This window comes from Gottfriedia sp. NPDC057991 (assembly GCF_042886615.1).
In the GTDB taxonomy this organism is placed as follows: Bacteria; Bacillota; Bacilli; order Bacillales; family Bacillaceae_G; genus Gottfriedia.
The window spans coordinates 268,918-287,854 of record NZ_JBHVQN010000004.1; the positions used below are offsets into that span (position 1 = coordinate 268,918).

Consider the following 18,937-nt stretch of genomic DNA (forward strand, 5'->3'; position numbering starts at 1 on the left):
ATCTTACTTGATTAGATATGCATTTGCCTATTTTTTATTTGTTAATTATTTGAAAAATGAAAAACATAACCTCCAAAAGGTCGTGTTAACTTCAGTTCATAATATATTGTTTTGGATATCCATTTGGATTCTTTTGATGCCAATTCCAGGCTGTTTCGATTATTTGCTCCAAAGAATATTTCGTCTCCCAGCCTAATTCCTCATAGATTTTTTGTGATGAAGCTATTAATTGAGCAGGGTCACCTTCACGGCGTTCAGTAACGATAACATTTGCATTTCTATCTGTAACTCGTTCACATGTTTGAATAATCTCTTTTACAGAAAATCCTTTTCCATTTCCTAGATTGTACGTCTTATTAAGGTCACCATTTTCTAGTAAACTTGCTAAACCTAAAATATGTGCCGATGCCAAGTCAGTAATATGGATATAATCACGAATACATGTGCCATCTGGAGTTGGGTAATTACTTCCAAATACACTGATTGACTCACGTTGACCAAGTAAATGCTGTAGTACAAGTGGAATTAAATGTGTTTCAGGAGTGTGATCCTCTCCAATTAATCCCGTAGCATGTGCTCCAGCTACATTGAAGTAACGTAAAACAACATAGCCTAAACCATATGCTTTATGAAAGTCAGCTAAGATTTTTTCTATCATTAATTTTGATTGACCATATGGATTGATTGGATTCGTTACTGTTTCTTCTGTAATGATATCAACTTCGGGAATACCATATGTTGCTGCAGTTGAAGAGAAGATAAATTTCTTTACGTCAAACTTTATCATATTGTCTAGTAATGTTAATGTCGCACCAACATTATTTTGATAATATTTTAAAGGATTTGTAACTGATTCCCCTACTAAACTATAAGCAGCAAAGTGCATTACAGCATCAATATTATAAGTTGAGAAAACAGTTTCTAAAATAGTTGCATCCCCTAAATCACCTTCAACAAAGTTTGCTCGCTCATCTACTGCATCACGATGACCAGTTGTTAGATTATCTAAAACTACTACTTCATAATTTTGCTCGACTAATTCTTTAACTGTATGACTACCTATGTATCCTGCTCCGCCAACGACTAGAATCATGAAAATCTCTCCTTTTTAGTTTCTTCTATAATATAGTGTAGACCTAGCCTCTATATTTCACAAAATAAAAAAAGCACAGGATCTTCATTTTAGATTCTCCTGTGCATCAATTTTCTTACTTATCAAAACGACTTAATAAATCTTTTTTAATTGCTTCTAATTTTTCTACGCTATTTGTTAATGAATTTCCCTTTACTCCGAAATAGAATTTAATTTTCGGCTCAGTACCTGATGGTCGTAATGCGCACCATGATTCATCAGATAGAATGTATTTTAATACATTCGACTTTGGTAGATTAATTTCAACAGTCGTTTCATCTTCAAGATTTGTTTTAGTACTTTCCTTATAGTCTTCAATTACTGCTACTTCAAGACTAGCAAACTCTTGCGGTGGATTCATACGGAACTCATTCATCATTTGTTGAATTTGCTCAGCTCCGTCTTTTCCTTTTAATGTCATAGATACTAAATCTTCTTTAAAGTAACCGTACTTTTCAAAGATTTCTAGTAATCCATCATATAATGTTTTTCCTTGAGATTTATAAAATGCAGCTACTTCACAAGCTAAAATAACTGATTGAACTGCATCTTTATCTCTTACAAAATCACGAATTAAATAACCATAGCTTTCTTCATAGCCAAATTGGAACTTATATTCACCTGTTTGTTCATATTCTTTAATTTTCTCACCAATAAACTTAAAGCCAGTAAGCGTATCAATCGTATCAATACCATAGTTTTGTGCAATCACTCGTCCAATTTCAGATGTAACGATTGTTTTTAAAACTACACCATTTTCAGGTAAAGTTCCAAGTGATTTCTTTTGAGACAATAAATAATCAAGCATTAATGCACCAGTTTGATTACCTGTTAAAATACTAAACTCACCTTCAGCGTTACGCACAGCAACACCTAAACGGTCTGCATCAGGATCAGTTGTAATTAATACATCTGCATTTACTTGCTCACCGTACTGAATACTAAGTTCGAATGCCGCGTGTTCTTCTGGATTCGGAGATTTTACAGTTGTAAAGTTTGGATCTGGAAGTTCCTGCTCTTTGACGACAGTTACATTCGTGTAACCTAACATACTTAATCCATTACGAACAGGAATATTAGATGTCCCGTGTAAAGGTGAGAAAACAATATTTAAATCCTTCGCATGCTTTTCTACAATATCAGCATTCACAACAACTGTTTTTAACTCTTCTAAATAAGCTGAGTCTACTTTTTCGCCAATCATTTCAAGTAAACCATTGGCTAGTAGATCTTCTTTTGAAGCTACTTTTACTGATAATTCCTCCTCAACCTGATCTACGAAGCTAGTTAATGCATCTGCTTCTGCAGGAGGAAGTTGACCACCATCGGGTCCATATACTTTGTATCCGTTATATTCTGGTGGGTTATGACTTGCTGTTAATACGATTCCACTAAATGCACCTAGATAACGAACAGCGAATGATAAAACTGGAGTAGGACGTAAGCTTTCGAATACATATGTTTTAATACCATGTGCACCAAGAGTTGTTGCGGCTTCCATTGCAAATTCAGGTGATTTGTGACGGGAATCGTATGCAATTACTACACCTTGATTTTTTGCTTCTTCGCCTTGGTTCTCTATGAAGCGTGCTAACCCTTCTGATGCTTTTCTTACTGTGTATATGTTAAGTCGGTTTGTTCCAGCGCCTAGTTCTCCCCGCATTCCGCCTGTACCGAATTCTAGGTTTTTGTAGAAGCTGTCTTCTATTAGTTTTTCGTTTGGTTTCATTTGTTCTAGTATTGTTTTTAATTCAGTATCTAGTGTTGGATAGTTGTACCATTTTTTGAATTGATTCTTATAATTCATTTTTAAATTACCTCATTTAGGATATTTACTTCAAAACATGGAAATCTTAATTATAAGAATATTAACTTTCCAAAATTATTCTTAATAAGCTTTATTTTAAAGTGACCAGTGATATAAAAACATGTGAAGATTCTTCATTCCTTCTATAAACATAGCTTTCATATCTATAATAAAGCTCGCCCTTACTAAAAATAGTAAGGGCGAGCCTTCAAAAATAGAATAATATTTTTGTAACTTAATTATTTACTCCATATTGTTTTTCAAAATATTGTTTATAATTACCTGATATGATTGTTTCCCACCATTCCTTGTTATCTATATACCATTGAACAGTTTGTGCAATACCAGTATCAAAATTATATGTAGGCTTCCATCCTAGTTTTTCTAACTTAGTTGGATCGATTGCATATCGTTTATCATGACCTAAACGATCTTGGACAAACTCTATTAAGTCTTCAGATTTGCCTAAAGTAGAAATGATTGTTTTTACAACCTCTAAGTTAGTACGTTCGTTATGCCCACCTACATTGTATACTTCACCGTTTTCTCCTTCATGCAATACTAAATCAATTGCAGAGCAGTGATCAAGTACATGTAACCAGTCACGAATATTTTCACCAGTGCCATAAACAGGAACCTTTTGATCATTTAAAACTCGTGAAATTGTTAATGGAATTAACTTCTCCGGGAAGTGGTACGGTCCATAGTTATTTGAACAACGAGTAATATTCATTGGTAACTTGAATGTTTCATGATATGCACGTACTAATAAATCAGATGATGCTTTACTAGCTGAGTACGGACTATTCGGCTGTAATGGCGTATCTTCTGTAAAGAATGTTGTTGGATCAAAATCTAATTCACCATACACTTCGTCTGTAGAAACGTGAACAAATTTCTTAACATTAATTGCTTTAGAAGCTTCTAATAAAACTTGAGTTCCTAAAACATTTGTTTTCACGAATATTTCAGGCTCAGTAATTGAACGGTCAACATGACTTTCCGCTGCAAAATGCACGACATATTCAAATTTTTCCTTATTAAATAACTCAACAATTTCTTCACGATTCGAAATATCAACTTTTACAAAATGATAGTTTTCATTGTTTTCGATTTCTTTATGCTTCGTTAAATCACCTGCATATGTTAAAACATCTAGATTGTAAATATCATATGAAGGATATTTATTTACCATATATTGTACAAAGTTACCACCGATGAACCCGGCACCACCTGTAACAGCTACTTTCATTTTACTCACCTGAATTCACCTCTTGGTTTAATTGAACTAAATATCTGCCTAACGCGTCTTGCCATGAAGGTAATGGTTTAAATCCATTCTCTACTAGCTTTTGTTTTAATAGTCTAGAATTTTTTGGTCGTACTGCACGAGTTGGATATTCTTCAGTAGAGATTGAATGTACTACTACATCTTTCCCCGCTTGCTTGAATATTTCTTTCGCAAATTCTGCCCAACTAGTAAACTCTTCATTCGTTGCATGATATGTTCCGTATTTTTCTGATTGAACTAATTCTACTAATAGTTTGGCTAAATCAAATGTATAAGTTGGTGAACCAATTTGATCTCCTACTACATTTAGTTCGTTTCTAGTTTCTGATAGACGTAGCATTGTTTTAATAAAGTTATTACCATTAATTCCGAATACCCAAGAAATACGAACGATGAAATGATTGTCGATGATCGATTGGACAAGTTTTTCTCCTTCATACTTCGTAAGACCGTAATAGCCGACTGGATTTGCTTGATCATCTTCATTAAACGGCATTTCACCTTTACCTTCAAATACATAATCCGTACTAATGTATACGTATTTTGCATTTTGTTTCTTTGCAGCTTCAGCTAAATTTCTAGTACCCTCAACATTCACGTTCCAGCAATTCTCTTGATCATCTTCAGCTTTATCAACAGCCGTGTAGGCAGCGCAGTGAATGATTGCATCTGGTTTAAATGAATCTACTAAAGAAAAAACAGCATCTTTCTCCGTAATATCAAGTTCATTACGACCGACACCCTTCACATCAAAACTATGAATTTTGCATTCGCGTACAACATCATAGCCTAACTGTCCACTATAGCCTGTTACTAAAATCTTCATTTAATTACTCCCCGTAAGTAAAGTTATTTTCAGCATCATTTAATAATGGTGCAGCTTCGTCTTTTCCTGATAATACAGGAGTAACATCCATTGGCCATTCCACATTGATTTCAGGGTCATTCCATCGAATTCCTCTGTCACATTCAGGAGCATAAAGCTCGTCTACTTTATATTGCACTTCTACATCATCAGTTAATGTCATAAAACCATGCGCGAACCCTTTTGGTACTAATAATTGCTTTTTATTTTCAGCAGAAAGTTCGACCCCAAACCATTTCCCAAAAGTAGGACTGCCTTTACGAATATCAACCGCTACATCAAAAATAGAACCACGTGTACAGCGAACTAATTTAGTTTGCGCTTTTGGATCTAATTGATAATGTAATCCACGTAAAGTACCTTTCGCTGAAGAAAAAGATTGATTATCTTGAACGAAATGTAAATCTAGTCCATATTCCTTCATCTTTGAGTCACTGTATGTTTCCATAAACCAACCACGATGATCACCAAAGGCAATTGGTTCAATCACCACAACACCTTCTAAAAAGGTTTCAGTAATTTTCATTTTAAAATGACACCTCGAAACGTATTATTTAATATTTAATCTCACCATTTGCAACTTTTAGTAAATATTTACCGTAGCTCGTTTTGCTTAAAAGTTCACTTGATTCAATTAGCTTTTCTTTATTAATCCATCCATTAATATAAGCAATTTCTTCAGGAGCAGAAATTTTGATCCCTTGATGCTCTTCAACCGTTTTAACAAAGTTAGTAGCAGAAACTAAACTTGTATGAGTTCCTGTATCTAACCATGTATATCCACGACCTAATAGTTCAACATCTAATTCGCCCATATTTAAGTAAGCTTCATTAACTGCTGTAATTTCTAATTCTCCACGATGCGATGGTTTTACATTCTTCGCAATTTCTACAACTCGATTATCGAAAAAATATAATCCAGTAATCGCATAATTTGATTTCGGTACTGCAGGCTTTTCTTCAACGCTTAAAACTTTTCCGTTTTCGTCAAACTCGACAACGCCAAAGCGCTCAGGATCCTGAACATGATAGCCAAATACTGTTGCACCTGTTTCTTTTGAAGCCGCATTCTTTAAAATTTTACGCATGCCACTACCGTAATAAATATTGTCGCCTAAAATCATTGCAACAGAATCTTTTCCAATAAATTCCTCACCAATAATAAATGCTTGAGCTAATCCATCTGGACTAGGTTGAACTTTATATTGCAAAGAAATTCCAAATTGAGAACCATTACCTAATAAAGCTTCAAAGCGAGGTAAATCTTCTGGTGTTGAAATAATTAAAATCTCTTTAATACCCGCTAGCATTAAAGTAGATAGTGGGTAATATATCATTGGTTTATCATAAACAGGTAATAATTGTTTACTTGTAACCATTGTTAATGGATAAAGACGCGTACCACTGCCGCCTGCAAGGATAATTCCTTTCAATGTTATTTCCTCCTAAAACTATGACTAAGTAAATTTGTAGTATATTAAAATTTTCATCTTATATTCTATTAGTATCCGTTATAAAGCTTCGAATTATATCTAGCTATTTCTCATATAATAGTAATCTGAATAATTAACTAATTCTTTTTATTTCACATTGACAAAATAAAAAAACACTGTTAAATATATACCTTTAACAGTGTTTCCTTGTAATAATTAATAATATAGATTTCGTATCATTTATTAAAATGCTTAATAATCGCTTCTACTATTCTCCTAGAAGCCTCTCCGTCACCATAAGGATTTGAAGCTTTTGCCATTTTTGCATGTGCTTCGTCATCTGTAAGAAGCTCGTCAGCTAATTCAAAAATGACTTTCTCATTTGTACCTGCAAGCTTTAATGTACCCGCCTCAATACCTTCGGGGCGCTCAGTTGTATCACGCAATACAAGTACTGGAACACCAAGGGAAGGCGCTTCCTCTTGTACACCACCTGAATCTGTTAAGATTAAATGTGATCTTGCTGCAAAATTATGGAAATCAATGACATCTAATGGTTCAATTAGTTGAATTCGATTATCATTTCCCAAGATTTCATTTGCGATTTCATGTACAAGCGGATTCATATGTACAGGATAAACTACTTGAATATCATGATGCTTTTCAACTAGACGCTTAATTGCTTTAAACATATTGCGCATCGGTTCCCCAATATTTTCGCGACGATGAGCTGTCACTAATACTAAACGATCATTTCCAATTGACTCTAATACTGGATGATTATATTTTTCTTTTACTGTCGTCTTTAATGCATCTATTGCTGTATTTCCTGTAATATAGATGGTCTCTTCTTTTTTATTTTCCTCAAGTAAATTTTGCGCTGATTTCGACGTAGGTGAGAAATGCAAATCAGCCATTACACCTGTCATTTGACGATTCATTTCTTCCGGGTATGGTGAGTATTTATCCCATGTACGTAGACCAGCTTCAACGTGACCAATTGCAATTTGATTATAGAAAGCTGCTAGACTAGCAATAAATGTCGTTGTAGTATCACCATGCACTAAAACAACATCTGGCTTCACTTCTTGCATAACCTTATTTAAACCTTCTAAACCACGAGTTGTGACATCAACTAGAGTCTGTCTTTCCTTCATTATATTTAAGTCGTAATCGGGAGTGATTTCAAAAATCTCAAGTACTTGGTCAAGCATTTGACGATGTTGTGCCGTAACTGTCACTATCGATTTTATTTGGTCTGGATATTTAGCTAGTTCAAGTACGAGTGGAGCCATTTTAATTGCCTCCGGTCTTGTACCGAAAATTGTCATTACCTTAACTTTCAAAATTCATTCCCCTTTCAAACTAAATAGGTATATTTAAAGTATATAATTATCCATTAAACTAGCTAAATTAGTTTTACTTTAATTGTAGAAGTATATTTCTCGTATTTGAGGATATAAATCTTTAAATATAAAAAAACTAGAATATTTTTCTTGTATCATAAATTCCGGTAAAGAAATAGGATAATAAGCATTAGGAATATTAGTATAATATTTACTCTACAAATCCTATACCACCTGAATCTTTTAATCGTTTTATCATTTCAAATTTCTGTTCTTCTGTAATTTTACCTCTTTCTGTCCACTTTTCATCAAATACATGCATATTTTGTAGCTTCATCCTGTTTTTATCTATATAATCAGATGTTTTACCTATTACTCTAGCAGGATTACCTACTGCTAATGAATTATCAGGAATATCTTTTGTAACTACGCTTCCAGCACCTATGATAACATTATTTCCAATATTAACATTGGGAAGGACTGTTGAATTAGCTCCAATAAATACATTATTTCCAATATTAACTAAACCGATTTTCGTGTAATTTAAGTGAGATTTAGTACTAGCATCATGAGCTAGAATATGAACACGCGGAGCAAATGTAACATTGTCTCCAATTGTTATCAGCCAGCAATGGGAGTAATCGATGATACAACGGTCTAGTCTTTTAAAATTCTTCCCAACTTTTAACCCTTTCTTAATTAGAAATTCGGTAGAGACATCTCCTCTAAATTTAGATCTAATAAATGACTTAATTTTGGATAGCAATTCTCAATCTTCTCCCAACTTAAAAATTTAATAATTTTTTATGTCATTCTACAAAATTCACTTGTAACTAATCTAGAAAATACTTCTTATACTTTATAGAATTTTCTTATCCGATTTTCAGGTATTGTAACTATTATCTGAATACCTATAATTCACTAGTTTTTGTTTATTATTATCAATTTTAATTAATCATAATTTCCTCTTAGTGGAATTATCCTCTGTCAAATCAATTTCAAAAAATAATCGGCATCTTAGATTATATGTTGGACTTAAATTTTTTTATTTTTAAATCAACTACAAACTTTGTAACCTTGCCAAATAACGTTAATATCAAATCATCTTTTAATAATAGTAAAATAGATAAATAAACAATTATAGAAACAAAAATTTGAGTTAATGTAATAAATATCCCACCAGTATTGACTAATTCCCCTATACTAAAAGAAATACCACCAACTAACGATGCAGATAATATATACTTGTATGAATACGTAATAACTAATCTAAAATCAAAATAATTTTTAACAAACAATGCTTGAATAAAAGCACCTACTCCTTCTGCTACAAGGATAGCAATACCTGTTCCTATATTGCCAAAAGGCTTTACCAAAATTATATTTGTTATTAGACTTAGAGTTCCTGCTATAGCGACTGAAATAGTATATTTACCTTGTTGATGTGTAGGAATTAATATTTGCATTGCAAAAACATTTGCACAACCAATAAAAATTATTATTGGACTCATAAGCATTAAAAGATTTATTACTTCTGAATAACCTGGACCCAAAAACCAAGGGATTAATTTTGGAGAAATCGAAATTAATCCAATACACATAGGTATTGTTAAAAAAAGCACAAATCTTAAAATATTATTTACATAATAATTAACATTATCTAAATTACCCTTTGCAAATTCGGATGAAATTCTTGGAAGCATAACTGAAGTTAGAGATGTAACAATGGCTAAAGTTAACTGAATAATTTTTAATGCTTGGTCATAATAACCAACATCCTTGTTACTAACTAGAGCTCCAAGTAGTACTTTATTATATACACTGTATATTTGAACAAATAAAAGGGGTAAAAAAAGAGAGAAAATAGGCTTAATATGAGTTTTAATCTTATCTGTATTAATTGAAGTAAGTTTTATATATTTTGGAACTTGTAACCACATTACCACCTGACCTATTAAATTTCCAAATACATTTATCAAAATATATAAGTATAAATCCTCAGGTTGCTTAACACAAATAAATATCAAAAGAAGCGATACAATTTTTACAACTGTATTTCTTAATACAATTTTTTTTAATTCCTCTAACCCAATAAATAACCAAGAGATATCCAATAACGAACCTATTAGTACAATAGATTGGATGTAAAAAATTTTTTTGTTCACTTCTACAAAATTGTTAATAATTAATAGATACGATATAACAGTTAGCATTGAACTTAAAAACTGGACAGAATAAATAGACCAAAATTCCTTTGAAAGTTCAATTAATCCTTTATGTTTTATTGATGCAATTTGCCTATTACCGTATACTTGAATTCCTAATATTGAAAAAAACACAAAAACCTGAACAACTGAGGTTGAATATGAGCTTACACCTAATCCTTCAGGGTTTAAAACTCTTGCTACATAAGGAGTAGAGATTAAGGGAAGAGCCATCACTAGGAACTGGTAAAGAACATTAAATAAATAATTAGATGCGAGCTTTCCCATTTATATGATCTCCTATTCTTGAAATTCAAAATAATAATAATTTCTAATTACCAGGTTTGAAATAACCTAATTTTATACTAATTTATATTCTTCCTATTAATGTATTGTGTTATGGCTATGCAAAATACTGTTGGAAAAAGGTAAAAATAAAACGGGCCAATCGTAGTGATAGTGAGTACTCCAAAAGAAGCATATGCTAGAATATAAACATAATTTGAATTGATTAGTCTTTTTGTATCTTTTAAAAGTAAATACAAAACTAAAAAGTACCAAATAACCCCTAAAATTCCGTGTAAAAAAAACAAACCATATATTCCTATATCAACCCAATAATATCCCATTGAATATCCTGGTAATAACCAGTCAGACTTTGTTCTTAAATTTATTAAACCATAGCCTGTTATTGAATGTTCTTTTCCTAATTCAATATAATACTTCATCGCATTTTGCCTTATACCATACGTTTCAGATGAAGTCGTAATATCGCTAAAAGCAGTTTTGACTAAATCTGATACTGGACCAAAATACAGTGGAAATAATATCACTAGTAACAAACTTAATGTAATTGATATTTTTGATTTTGAGATTATATTAGTTCTGGAAATTATAAACATTATCAATCCTGAAAGTATTAATCCAAACATGTATGTTCTTGTTTGATTTACAAATATGGTAAAGAATAAAGCCATTACATATACTAATAGTGAAAACCATTTATATAATCCTTTTTTTGTAAACATGAAACTATTGAAGGCTACCATAGCTCCTAAAATAGGGGTTAATGTTTGAAAATGTAGGCGATATAATCCAATACGTACACTAACTCCCGGAATTGATAAAAATACAATTTTAGTATATAAAAAGTATTGAACAATAAATAAACTAAGGGCAATAAAAGATACCATTACTAAGTATTTATTTAGCTCATATCCTCTATCTAGCCAATCAACAATTGGGAAAAACAACAACAATACAACATAATGTCTGAAGGGAATAATACTATCTAAATATGATTGAGAAAACTCAAATGTTGCATTAATTGATGAAATAAATGCTAACGCAATTAATGAAAGTAAAATCATTTTATAAGTTAAATTTGTAGCTTTCCTTTTGTAAAAAAATAGTTTAAAAAGTAAAAGAACAGTAAATAAATCTAATAAATCTAAATACGATGCATTACCTATCGGAAAGTAAAAGCAATCTGTCGCTAATACTAAAAGAATAATAATATCGAATTTTCTTGTATCACTGTAAATAAATCCAAATAAAAAAACAAAAAAACCCAATATTAATAAAGTTAATATAAATATATTAGAATATTTTTCTAACAAATTTATACTAATCATCATTATTACAATACCAATTATATAAAAATATCCTGTGATAATATTTTTCTTCATTTAATATGACCTACTTTAATACACATTTTTCAAAAATATTTTTTTAATCTTATAAAAAACTAGTTATAAACAAAATTATAAAAATGTCGTTCTTTTAGTTCTTAATAGTTCTTAATAGTTCTTTTAAAATGCAAAATATACGTTTGTACGTAGAACTTAAATAATTCTTTGTTATGTTTTTTATATATATTACTCAAAGAATACCTTGTTAAATGAAAAGTTAAATCAAAGCATTTAATTAGGAATCCATAAAATTTGTTATAATTTTTATTAATAAAATAAAAGAAGCTTTCGATGTTCTTTTCAATAGAAAATTTTGGGATGTTTGTAGTGGATTGACCAAATTTGTGAATAACTTTTGTATTTGTAAGAATATAACTTTGTAACCCTACTTTCTTCATTTGATATGCATAATCAGTTTCATCGAAGTATAAAAAGTAATTTTCATCCATCAATCCAATTTTTGTGATAATTGACTTTCTAAACATAAATGTAGACCCTGCTGGAAAATCTACGAGTTGCAATTCCTTATTTTGGTGAATTCGCACTTGATTTTTTTTAATATATTTCTTAATAACACTGATAATACTTGGAAAATATCCTGCTGAAAAAATCACTTGGTTTTCTTTGTTTACCATTACACAACCTAGTGATCCCATATTCTTAATTTTTTTTGAAGTGTTAAATAAATTTTCAAGTGTATTTGGAAAAACTTCTGTATCTGGATTTAGCAATAAAATAAATTCACCTGCAGAATTATTTATTCCGGTATTGTTACCAGCATTAAATCCTTTATTTGAACCTTTAATTAGTTTAATTTTTTTATTACTATTTTGGAGAATAAAATTATTTACTATTTTACATGTATTATCTTTTGATCCATTATCAACAATAATAATCTCATAATTAACTTTCGTATTTGATAGTATTAGAGACTGTAAACATGGATATATATCATTTTCCGAATTATAAGTTACAATAATAATTGATAAATCTAGCATTTCTTTTCCCCTAAACACTTTTATATATTTTGTTATAACCAGCAATCATATTATCTAAAGAAAATTCTTTATTTAGATACTTTAATGTCTCCACATTATTACTAAAATGATTCCGTAAATTCACGTCATTTATTAAATGATATATTTTTTTCGCTAATTCTTCATGATTGTCTTTTTCAAAAGATAAACCGTATAGCTCATTTTCTTTAACTATTTCTAAGGGCCCATCAAGTTTACTTACTATCACAACACAACCTGCAGCTAGCGCTTCTACAACTACTAATCCAAACCCCTCATATCTAGAAGGTAAAACAAAAATATCTGTATTTGAGTACACTTCTTCAACCTTCTCAATATTACCTAAAAACTCAACATGATTCTCTAATCTATTTTTTTTCACTAATTCTTTCAATTCATTTAAAGAACATTGATCGGTCGCAGTACCTGCAAAAAAGCACTTAAAATTATTGAATCCGTATTGTTTTTTTATTATATCAACTGCACCTATTAAAATATCTTGTCCCTTTTTTTCTGGGACCAATCTAGCTACACATGAAATGTTGATACATTCTTGCTTATTTTTATTTCGCTTTTTATTGTTATAGAATTTATTTAGATCTATTCCATTGTAAATTAATTCAATTTTATTTTTCGGTACAAATCCACTAACTATTTTATAAACTGTATTTGAAATTGCAACGTATTTATCAATGGGAAATTTATTCAACTTAGCTGTATACACATTTGTATCATGTACAGTAAAAACTACTTTTAACCCCAACATTTTTTTAAGAATATAAGCAAATTTCAAACTAAAAGTATCATGACAATGTATTATATCTATTTGATTTTTCCTAATGAATTTACACGCTTTTATTATAGTCTTGATATTTGAAATAACATTTTTCGTCCCCTGTTTTCTATTGCATAAAAGGTAAAAACCTTTATGAAGCTTACTAATATGTTCTTTACTCCACATATCATTTATGACACACAAATAATTAGTATTTAAATTATTTTTAGTCATTAAATCCATAATTATTCTTTCAGAACCACCACCAAAATATAATCCTGAATTTATATGCAATACATTCATTCTTAATATCTCCTATTTTACAAATAAGTAAAAAATCTGTACTATTCTATATAATGTTTCATTCTTTTAATAAACCCTAAAAAAGTAATGACTTTATCCTTCTCTAAAGTACTACCATTTTTATATAGAAATTCACTTTTAGACTTTAGCTCTCTGTCTTTTACCAAGTTAATATTCTGCATAAACTGTTCTTCATAGAAATTTCTTAAATACTTGTTATTTTTATACCAGAAATCCATCGGATTCATGTGCCTTTTTGAACTTAATTTTATGCCCAATTTCTTTTTTAACAATTTTATCGCTGCAGAAGGGATACTTGTCCACGGTAACGGGACACCCTTTACATTAATTATTTTGCGATTTATCTTACCTTGCACTTTTTCATAAATGAAGTTTGCTGCTTCAGGATAATACTGATTGATCCATTTTATATATATTTTGTGCCCGCTCCTATACTCTAATGGAAGTGATAAGCAAAAATCTAAAAAATCTACATCTAAAAACGGAGAAACCGTTTCGGTATATTGATACATTGGCTTTAAACCAGTATTAACTCCCGTAAAACCCCTATTATAAAATTTAAACATTTCTTGATCGTCTATATTAAAGGCATTTTCTTTGGTATAGACTACCTTATCAATTAATTTAGTTGAATAAGCACCATCTCCTCGGGCAAAATTTTTACGTTTTCCTTTGTCGTAAAAAGTACCTATTATAACATCGCCTAGCTGACCAGTATGAATTATTCCATAATTATCTAAGTTTATATTCTCAATCATACTCATGGTATGAGATAACGTACTTGATTGGCTTCTTGCTCCTGAAACTTTTATTGATTCATCAAAATATTTATAAAGATATGTCCCATTATCCAAAGCTTTGAACATCCACTCGGTTTTTAACTTAGAAGTAATTTGTTTTGGAATAGTCTCATCATAATAATCTGTTTGTGAAAAAGTATAATTTAACATATTCGTATAGCCCATATCGTAAGCAACCCACGCAGTCATGCGGGAATCTAGGCCACCACTTAAGGCAACTAAGTGTTTATATCCATACTCCAAATCTTTCTCAAATGATCGTTTAACAGCTTTTCTAAAATAGTAATTTAATTTATCTAATGCTTCTTGTTCCGAAATACTCACTGTACTATTTTCTAATAAGTAGTAACTTACTTTTTTGAAATTATTTTTAGTATATTGAATATAATGACCAGGTGTTAATCTGTGAACATTTTTAAGTAAAGTTTCGTTGCATAACACATGTGAATGAGTCATAAGGCTGTACGCAGCATTAGTATTTAAATTGAAAATATGATTTCCATGAATATTGGCCAATTTCACAAGGACCTCAAAATCAGTCGAAAAATAAAGGACTTTTTCATCACTAGATATATGGTAAAAAATTTCTTTATCGCCTATATGGTTTGTATATAAAATAACCTGATCATTATTAATATAAAGGCCAGCAAATGTTCCTCTGAATTCCTTATAAAAAGTTTTAGGATTTTTAAGAGTTATTTTACTAAGTAAACTATTAATATTATCATCTTCAACTTCGTATTTCTCATATAAATTTTTTTTGTTTAATAATACTCCATCTAGAACAAAAAAATTATCTTGAACTTGAATAAAGGTCTTATCTTTTTGAAACTTGGTAACTGTATTTCTAAAAATTTTCCCGTACAAATTTGAAGTATTTACAACTAATTCATCTACAACTGACGATTTTTTTTGATCTATAATATCGTTTATTATAATATTTTTATCTAAAACATTTTTCTCTCTTGAAATAAAACCAAAAAAGCCTGGCAATAACATTCAACTCACTTTATTAGAGGTTTCTCCTCTAAATTTTTATTATTTATAATATACTTTTATATAGTGAAACAATCTTATCAAGTGAAACATACACATTATACTTTTCACTAATTTTATTTCTATTATTTTCTTCAAATAGTTTGATCTTAGATTGATCATTTAACAAATCAATTAATAAATTTACTAGGATTTCAGTATCCCCAGGATTGATAATGAAACCATTGTCCTCCTCAACCACTGAAGAAATTGACCCAACATTAGTCGAAATTATTGGCAATCCATAACTCATAGCTTCTAAAATAGACATTGGCATTCCCTCGTTATACGAAGGTAATACATATATGATACTCTTTCTGTAGATTTCATCTATTTTCTCTTGATCAGAAATCCAACCGGGTATTATAAACAAATCCTCTAAATTTAATTCTTTTACTTTGCTTTTGACCTTCTCAACCTCACCATCACCGGCTATTAAAAATTTATATTTTGGGTCTATTTTCCCTTTTATTTTCAAAGCTGTTTCAATCAAATCATAAGTTCCTTTTCTATTAGAAAGAACACCCATAGTAGTTATATAAACCTTTTCTTCAGGTAGTGTATTGTTTATTTTAGGGAATACTGCATTATCCAGAGAAATTACATGAGCTTTACTAATGGTTTGATAGTACTTTTTCCATTGTTCACCAAGTGCTAAGATAATTGTTGCTTTATTTAATGTATCTTTTATTTCTTTTTTCTGATTATCAGTACTCTCATTAAAAAAATCCTTAAATTCCGAACCATGCATATGCAATATGATTTTAATATTTAATCTATTCAACAATCTAATGATATATTTTTTTCGAATAAAACTTCCTCTATAAGACATATGAATATGTGCAATATCGTATTTTTTCTTAAATAAAACTAGATTAAAATATAACTTAAGATACTGTTTGATAAAATATAGAATATTTATAATATGGTTACTTCCATAATAAGTAGGGAAAAACTCAAGATCAACTTTATCCCCTAGTCCTCCTTGAAGATAGTTTTTTATGACTCTAGTTATTCCACCAGTTGTCCTTAGATGGGAACCAATCATTATTATTTTCATAAAGTACTCTCAATCCTTTACGCAATTTCAAAATTTTAATAAAATTTTCAATGTTATTACTTAATATTTATTTTTTCAAGTAGGACTAAATAGCAAAACTTTAGATTTCCGACAATATATCTCTTAAACATTCTTTTTGGCTCTTGAATAAAACGGTGAAACCACTCTAGTCCCGCTTGTTGCATCCATTTTGGTGCTCTAGTAGTTAATCCTGCAATTACATCAAAACTTCCACCTACTCCCATTACAAATGGAACATTTAAATCATAAAGATATTTATTAATCCAATATTCTTTTTTAGGACTTGAGAAAGCTACAAATAATATATCTGGTTCAACTTTTTTAATATCATTCACTATTTTTTTTTCTTCTGCTTCAGTAAAATAACCACTTCTGTAGCCTACAATGTTTATTTCCGGGTATTTTTCTTTATAAATGTTTACCACTCGTTTTACTACATCTTCACTTGCACCAAAAAAGAATAATTTATATTCTTTTAGTGATGATATCTTAACTAAATTTTCAAACAAGTCTATCCCCGTAACTCTCTCAGGGAGAGGTTTATTTAATATTTTTGCTGCCCAAACCACCGATTGACCATCGGCATTAATTATTGGACATGAATTTACAATTTCAGTTAATTGATCGTCCTGTTTCATAAGGTTGATTTTACTAGCATTCACAACTACATGCTGTACCGGTCGTCTATAATTAATAATCTTATCTACTTCACCTAGAGTTTCTTCCATGGTTAAAGCGTCCACATATGACCCAAGAATCTTTACCCTTCTAATCACTTCTATTCCTCCAAACACATAAATATCTAAACAGATAAAAAAAGAGTATTCCTTCTATTAAACTATAGATTTAATACTCTTTTGAACTAAATATTTAAGAAGAATTAAAACATTATCTCAATATTCGATAAACCCTCTTGTATCGATTATAATTTTCTCTTTTAACTTATTTTTATCTATTGTTTTAAACACATCATGATCTACTAGCATAACAATTATATCTGCTTTACTCAGCGCTTCCTCTATTGTTACCAATTCAGCACCAACTAAATATCTAGGAAGTTCACTAATATGGGGTTCCACTACTTTAATAGTGCCAACCTGTTTCTCAATTAAATGTTTTACAATATCAATAGATGGACTTTCACGTAAGTCATCAATATTCGCTTTAAATGATAACCCTAAGCATGCGATAACCGGTTCCTTAAATTTATCTGCTTTCTCAATAATCTTTTCTACTATATAACCTGGCTTATAATCATTTACAAGTCGTGCTGTATGGATTAATTTTGCTTCCTCTTGGGCAGCATCTATAATAAACCAAGGATCAACTGCAATACAGTGTCCACCTACCCCAGGACCAGGCTGTAGAATGTTTACCCTTGGATGGCGATTTGCTAAGCTTATTAGCTCCCAAACATTGATATCTAACTTGTCGCAAATAATAGAAAGCTCATTAGCAAAAGCAATATTTACATCTCGGAATGAATTTTCTGTCAACTTAGCCATTTCTGCAGTTCGTGCATTCGTTTCGAGAATTTCACCTTTAACAAATTGTTTATAGAATTCTACAGTTTTTCTAGTTGATCGAGTGTTAATTCCGCCGATAATTCTATCATTATCAACTAATTCTCTTAAAATATGTCCTGGTAGCACTCTTTCTGGACAGTGTGATACAAAAATTAATCCTTTATTAGTGTTAGCCTCTTCTGTAACTGATAAATCTTTTCTCTCTTCTAAAATCCAATTTACTACCTTTTCAGTAGTACCTACAGGGCTCGTAGATTCTAGAATTACTAAGTCTCCGGCTTTAATGTAAGGAGCGATTGCTTTTGAGGCGGCTTTTACATAGCTTAAATCTGGTCTATGATCATCCTGAAATGGAGTTGGAACCGCTATAATAAAGATATCTGATTCTTCTGGGGTTGTACCAGCTTTTAATCTCCCACTCTGAACAGCCGCCTTTACCATCATATCCAAGTCAGGTTCATAAATATGAACTTTCCCTTGATTTATCAAATCAACAGCTTTTTTATTCACGTCAACGCCATGTATATTAAAGCCTTTAGTAGCTAGTAAACTCGCAGTCGGCAGACCGATATACCCTAATCCAACAACACAAATTTTAGTATTCATCTTTT

The 18,937-nt window shown here is 30.6% G+C and carries 16 protein-coding genes; all 16 read right to left on the bottom strand.

What is annotated here, in order from left to right:
* Positions 1-91: 91 nt before the first annotated feature.
* Positions 92-1,093, bottom strand: coding sequence for a UDP-glucose 4-epimerase GalE (gene galE, locus ACFVR2_RS15565; RefSeq protein ID WP_387363344.1), 1,002 nt, complete (start codon positions 1,091-1,093; stop codon positions 92-94).
* Positions 1,094-1,208: 115 nt separating this feature from the next.
* Entirely contained in the window at positions 1,209-2,939 is a 1,731-nt protein-coding gene (locus ACFVR2_RS15570) for a phospho-sugar mutase (protein ID WP_387363347.1), read from the bottom strand.
* A 235-nt stretch (positions 2,940-3,174) separates the two neighbouring features.
* Positions 3,175-4,200 (bottom strand): dTDP-glucose 4,6-dehydratase, encoded by a 1,026-nt coding sequence (rfbB, locus tag ACFVR2_RS15575; RefSeq protein WP_387363350.1) that lies wholly within the window; start codon positions 4,198-4,200, stop codon positions 3,175-3,177.
* Positions 4,193-5,056: a dTDP-4-dehydrorhamnose reductase gene (gene rfbD, locus ACFVR2_RS15580; protein ID WP_387363353.1), complete on the bottom strand. Its 864-nt coding sequence runs from the start codon at positions 5,054-5,056 to the stop codon at positions 4,193-4,195. The genes rfbB and rfbD overlap by 8 nt, the downstream gene beginning before the upstream one ends.
* Before the next feature lie 4 nt (positions 5,057-5,060).
* A complete protein-coding gene (gene rfbC / locus ACFVR2_RS15585) occupies positions 5,061-5,621 on the bottom strand; it encodes a dTDP-4-dehydrorhamnose 3,5-epimerase (RefSeq protein WP_387363356.1) in 561 nt (186 codons plus the stop codon).
* Positions 5,622-5,649: 28 nt separating this feature from the next.
* Positions 5,650-6,528, bottom strand: a complete 879-nt coding sequence (rfbA, locus tag ACFVR2_RS15590) for a glucose-1-phosphate thymidylyltransferase RfbA (RefSeq protein ID WP_387363359.1) — start codon at positions 6,526-6,528, stop codon at positions 5,650-5,652.
* 236 nt (positions 6,529-6,764) lie between these two features.
* Positions 6,765-7,859 (bottom strand): non-hydrolyzing UDP-N-acetylglucosamine 2-epimerase, encoded by a 1,095-nt coding sequence (gene wecB / locus ACFVR2_RS15595; RefSeq protein ID WP_387363878.1) that lies wholly within the window; start codon positions 7,857-7,859, stop codon positions 6,765-6,767.
* Between the two features lie 226 nt (positions 7,860-8,085).
* Entirely contained in the window at positions 8,086-8,640 is a 555-nt protein-coding gene (locus ACFVR2_RS15600) for a DapH/DapD/GlmU-related protein (protein WP_387363362.1), read from the bottom strand.
* A 256-nt stretch (positions 8,641-8,896) separates the two neighbouring features.
* The gene (locus ACFVR2_RS15605) at positions 8,897-10,366 is read right to left on the bottom strand and encodes an oligosaccharide flippase family protein (RefSeq protein WP_387363365.1); all 1,470 of its coding nucleotides are present in this window, start codon (positions 10,364-10,366) and stop codon (positions 8,897-8,899) included.
* Positions 10,367-10,443: 77 nt separating this feature from the next.
* Positions 10,444-11,766 carry an O-antigen ligase family protein gene (locus ACFVR2_RS15610; RefSeq protein WP_387363368.1) on the bottom strand — a complete coding sequence of 441 codons (1,323 nt, stop codon included), beginning with the start codon at positions 11,764-11,766 and terminating at the stop codon, positions 10,444-10,446.
* A gap of 101 nt (positions 11,767-11,867) precedes the next feature.
* On the bottom strand, positions 11,868-12,767 hold the full coding sequence (locus ACFVR2_RS15615) for a glycosyltransferase family 2 protein (RefSeq protein ID WP_387363371.1): 900 nt from the start codon (positions 12,765-12,767) through the stop codon (positions 11,868-11,870).
* 10 nt (positions 12,768-12,777) lie between these two features.
* Positions 12,778-13,863, bottom strand: coding sequence for a glycosyltransferase family 4 protein (locus ACFVR2_RS15620; RefSeq protein ID WP_387363374.1), 1,086 nt, complete (start codon positions 13,861-13,863; stop codon positions 12,778-12,780).
* A gap of 41 nt (positions 13,864-13,904) precedes the next feature.
* A complete protein-coding gene (locus ACFVR2_RS15625) occupies positions 13,905-15,683 on the bottom strand; it encodes an asparagine synthetase B family protein (protein WP_387363377.1) in 1,779 nt (592 codons plus the stop codon).
* 43 nt (positions 15,684-15,726) lie between these two features.
* Entirely contained in the window at positions 15,727-16,779 is a 1,053-nt protein-coding gene (locus ACFVR2_RS15630; RefSeq protein ID WP_387363380.1) for a glycosyltransferase family 4 protein, read from the bottom strand.
* A gap of 56 nt (positions 16,780-16,835) precedes the next feature.
* Positions 16,836-17,576: a WecB/TagA/CpsF family glycosyltransferase gene (locus ACFVR2_RS15635; protein WP_387363383.1), complete on the bottom strand. Its 741-nt coding sequence runs from the start codon at positions 17,574-17,576 to the stop codon at positions 16,836-16,838.
* Positions 17,577-17,693: 117 nt separating this feature from the next.
* Positions 17,694-18,932, bottom strand: a complete 1,239-nt coding sequence (wecC, locus tag ACFVR2_RS15640; RefSeq protein ID WP_387363386.1) for a UDP-N-acetyl-D-mannosamine dehydrogenase — start codon at positions 18,930-18,932, stop codon at positions 17,694-17,696.
* Between the last annotated feature and the right edge of the window lie 5 nt (positions 18,933-18,937).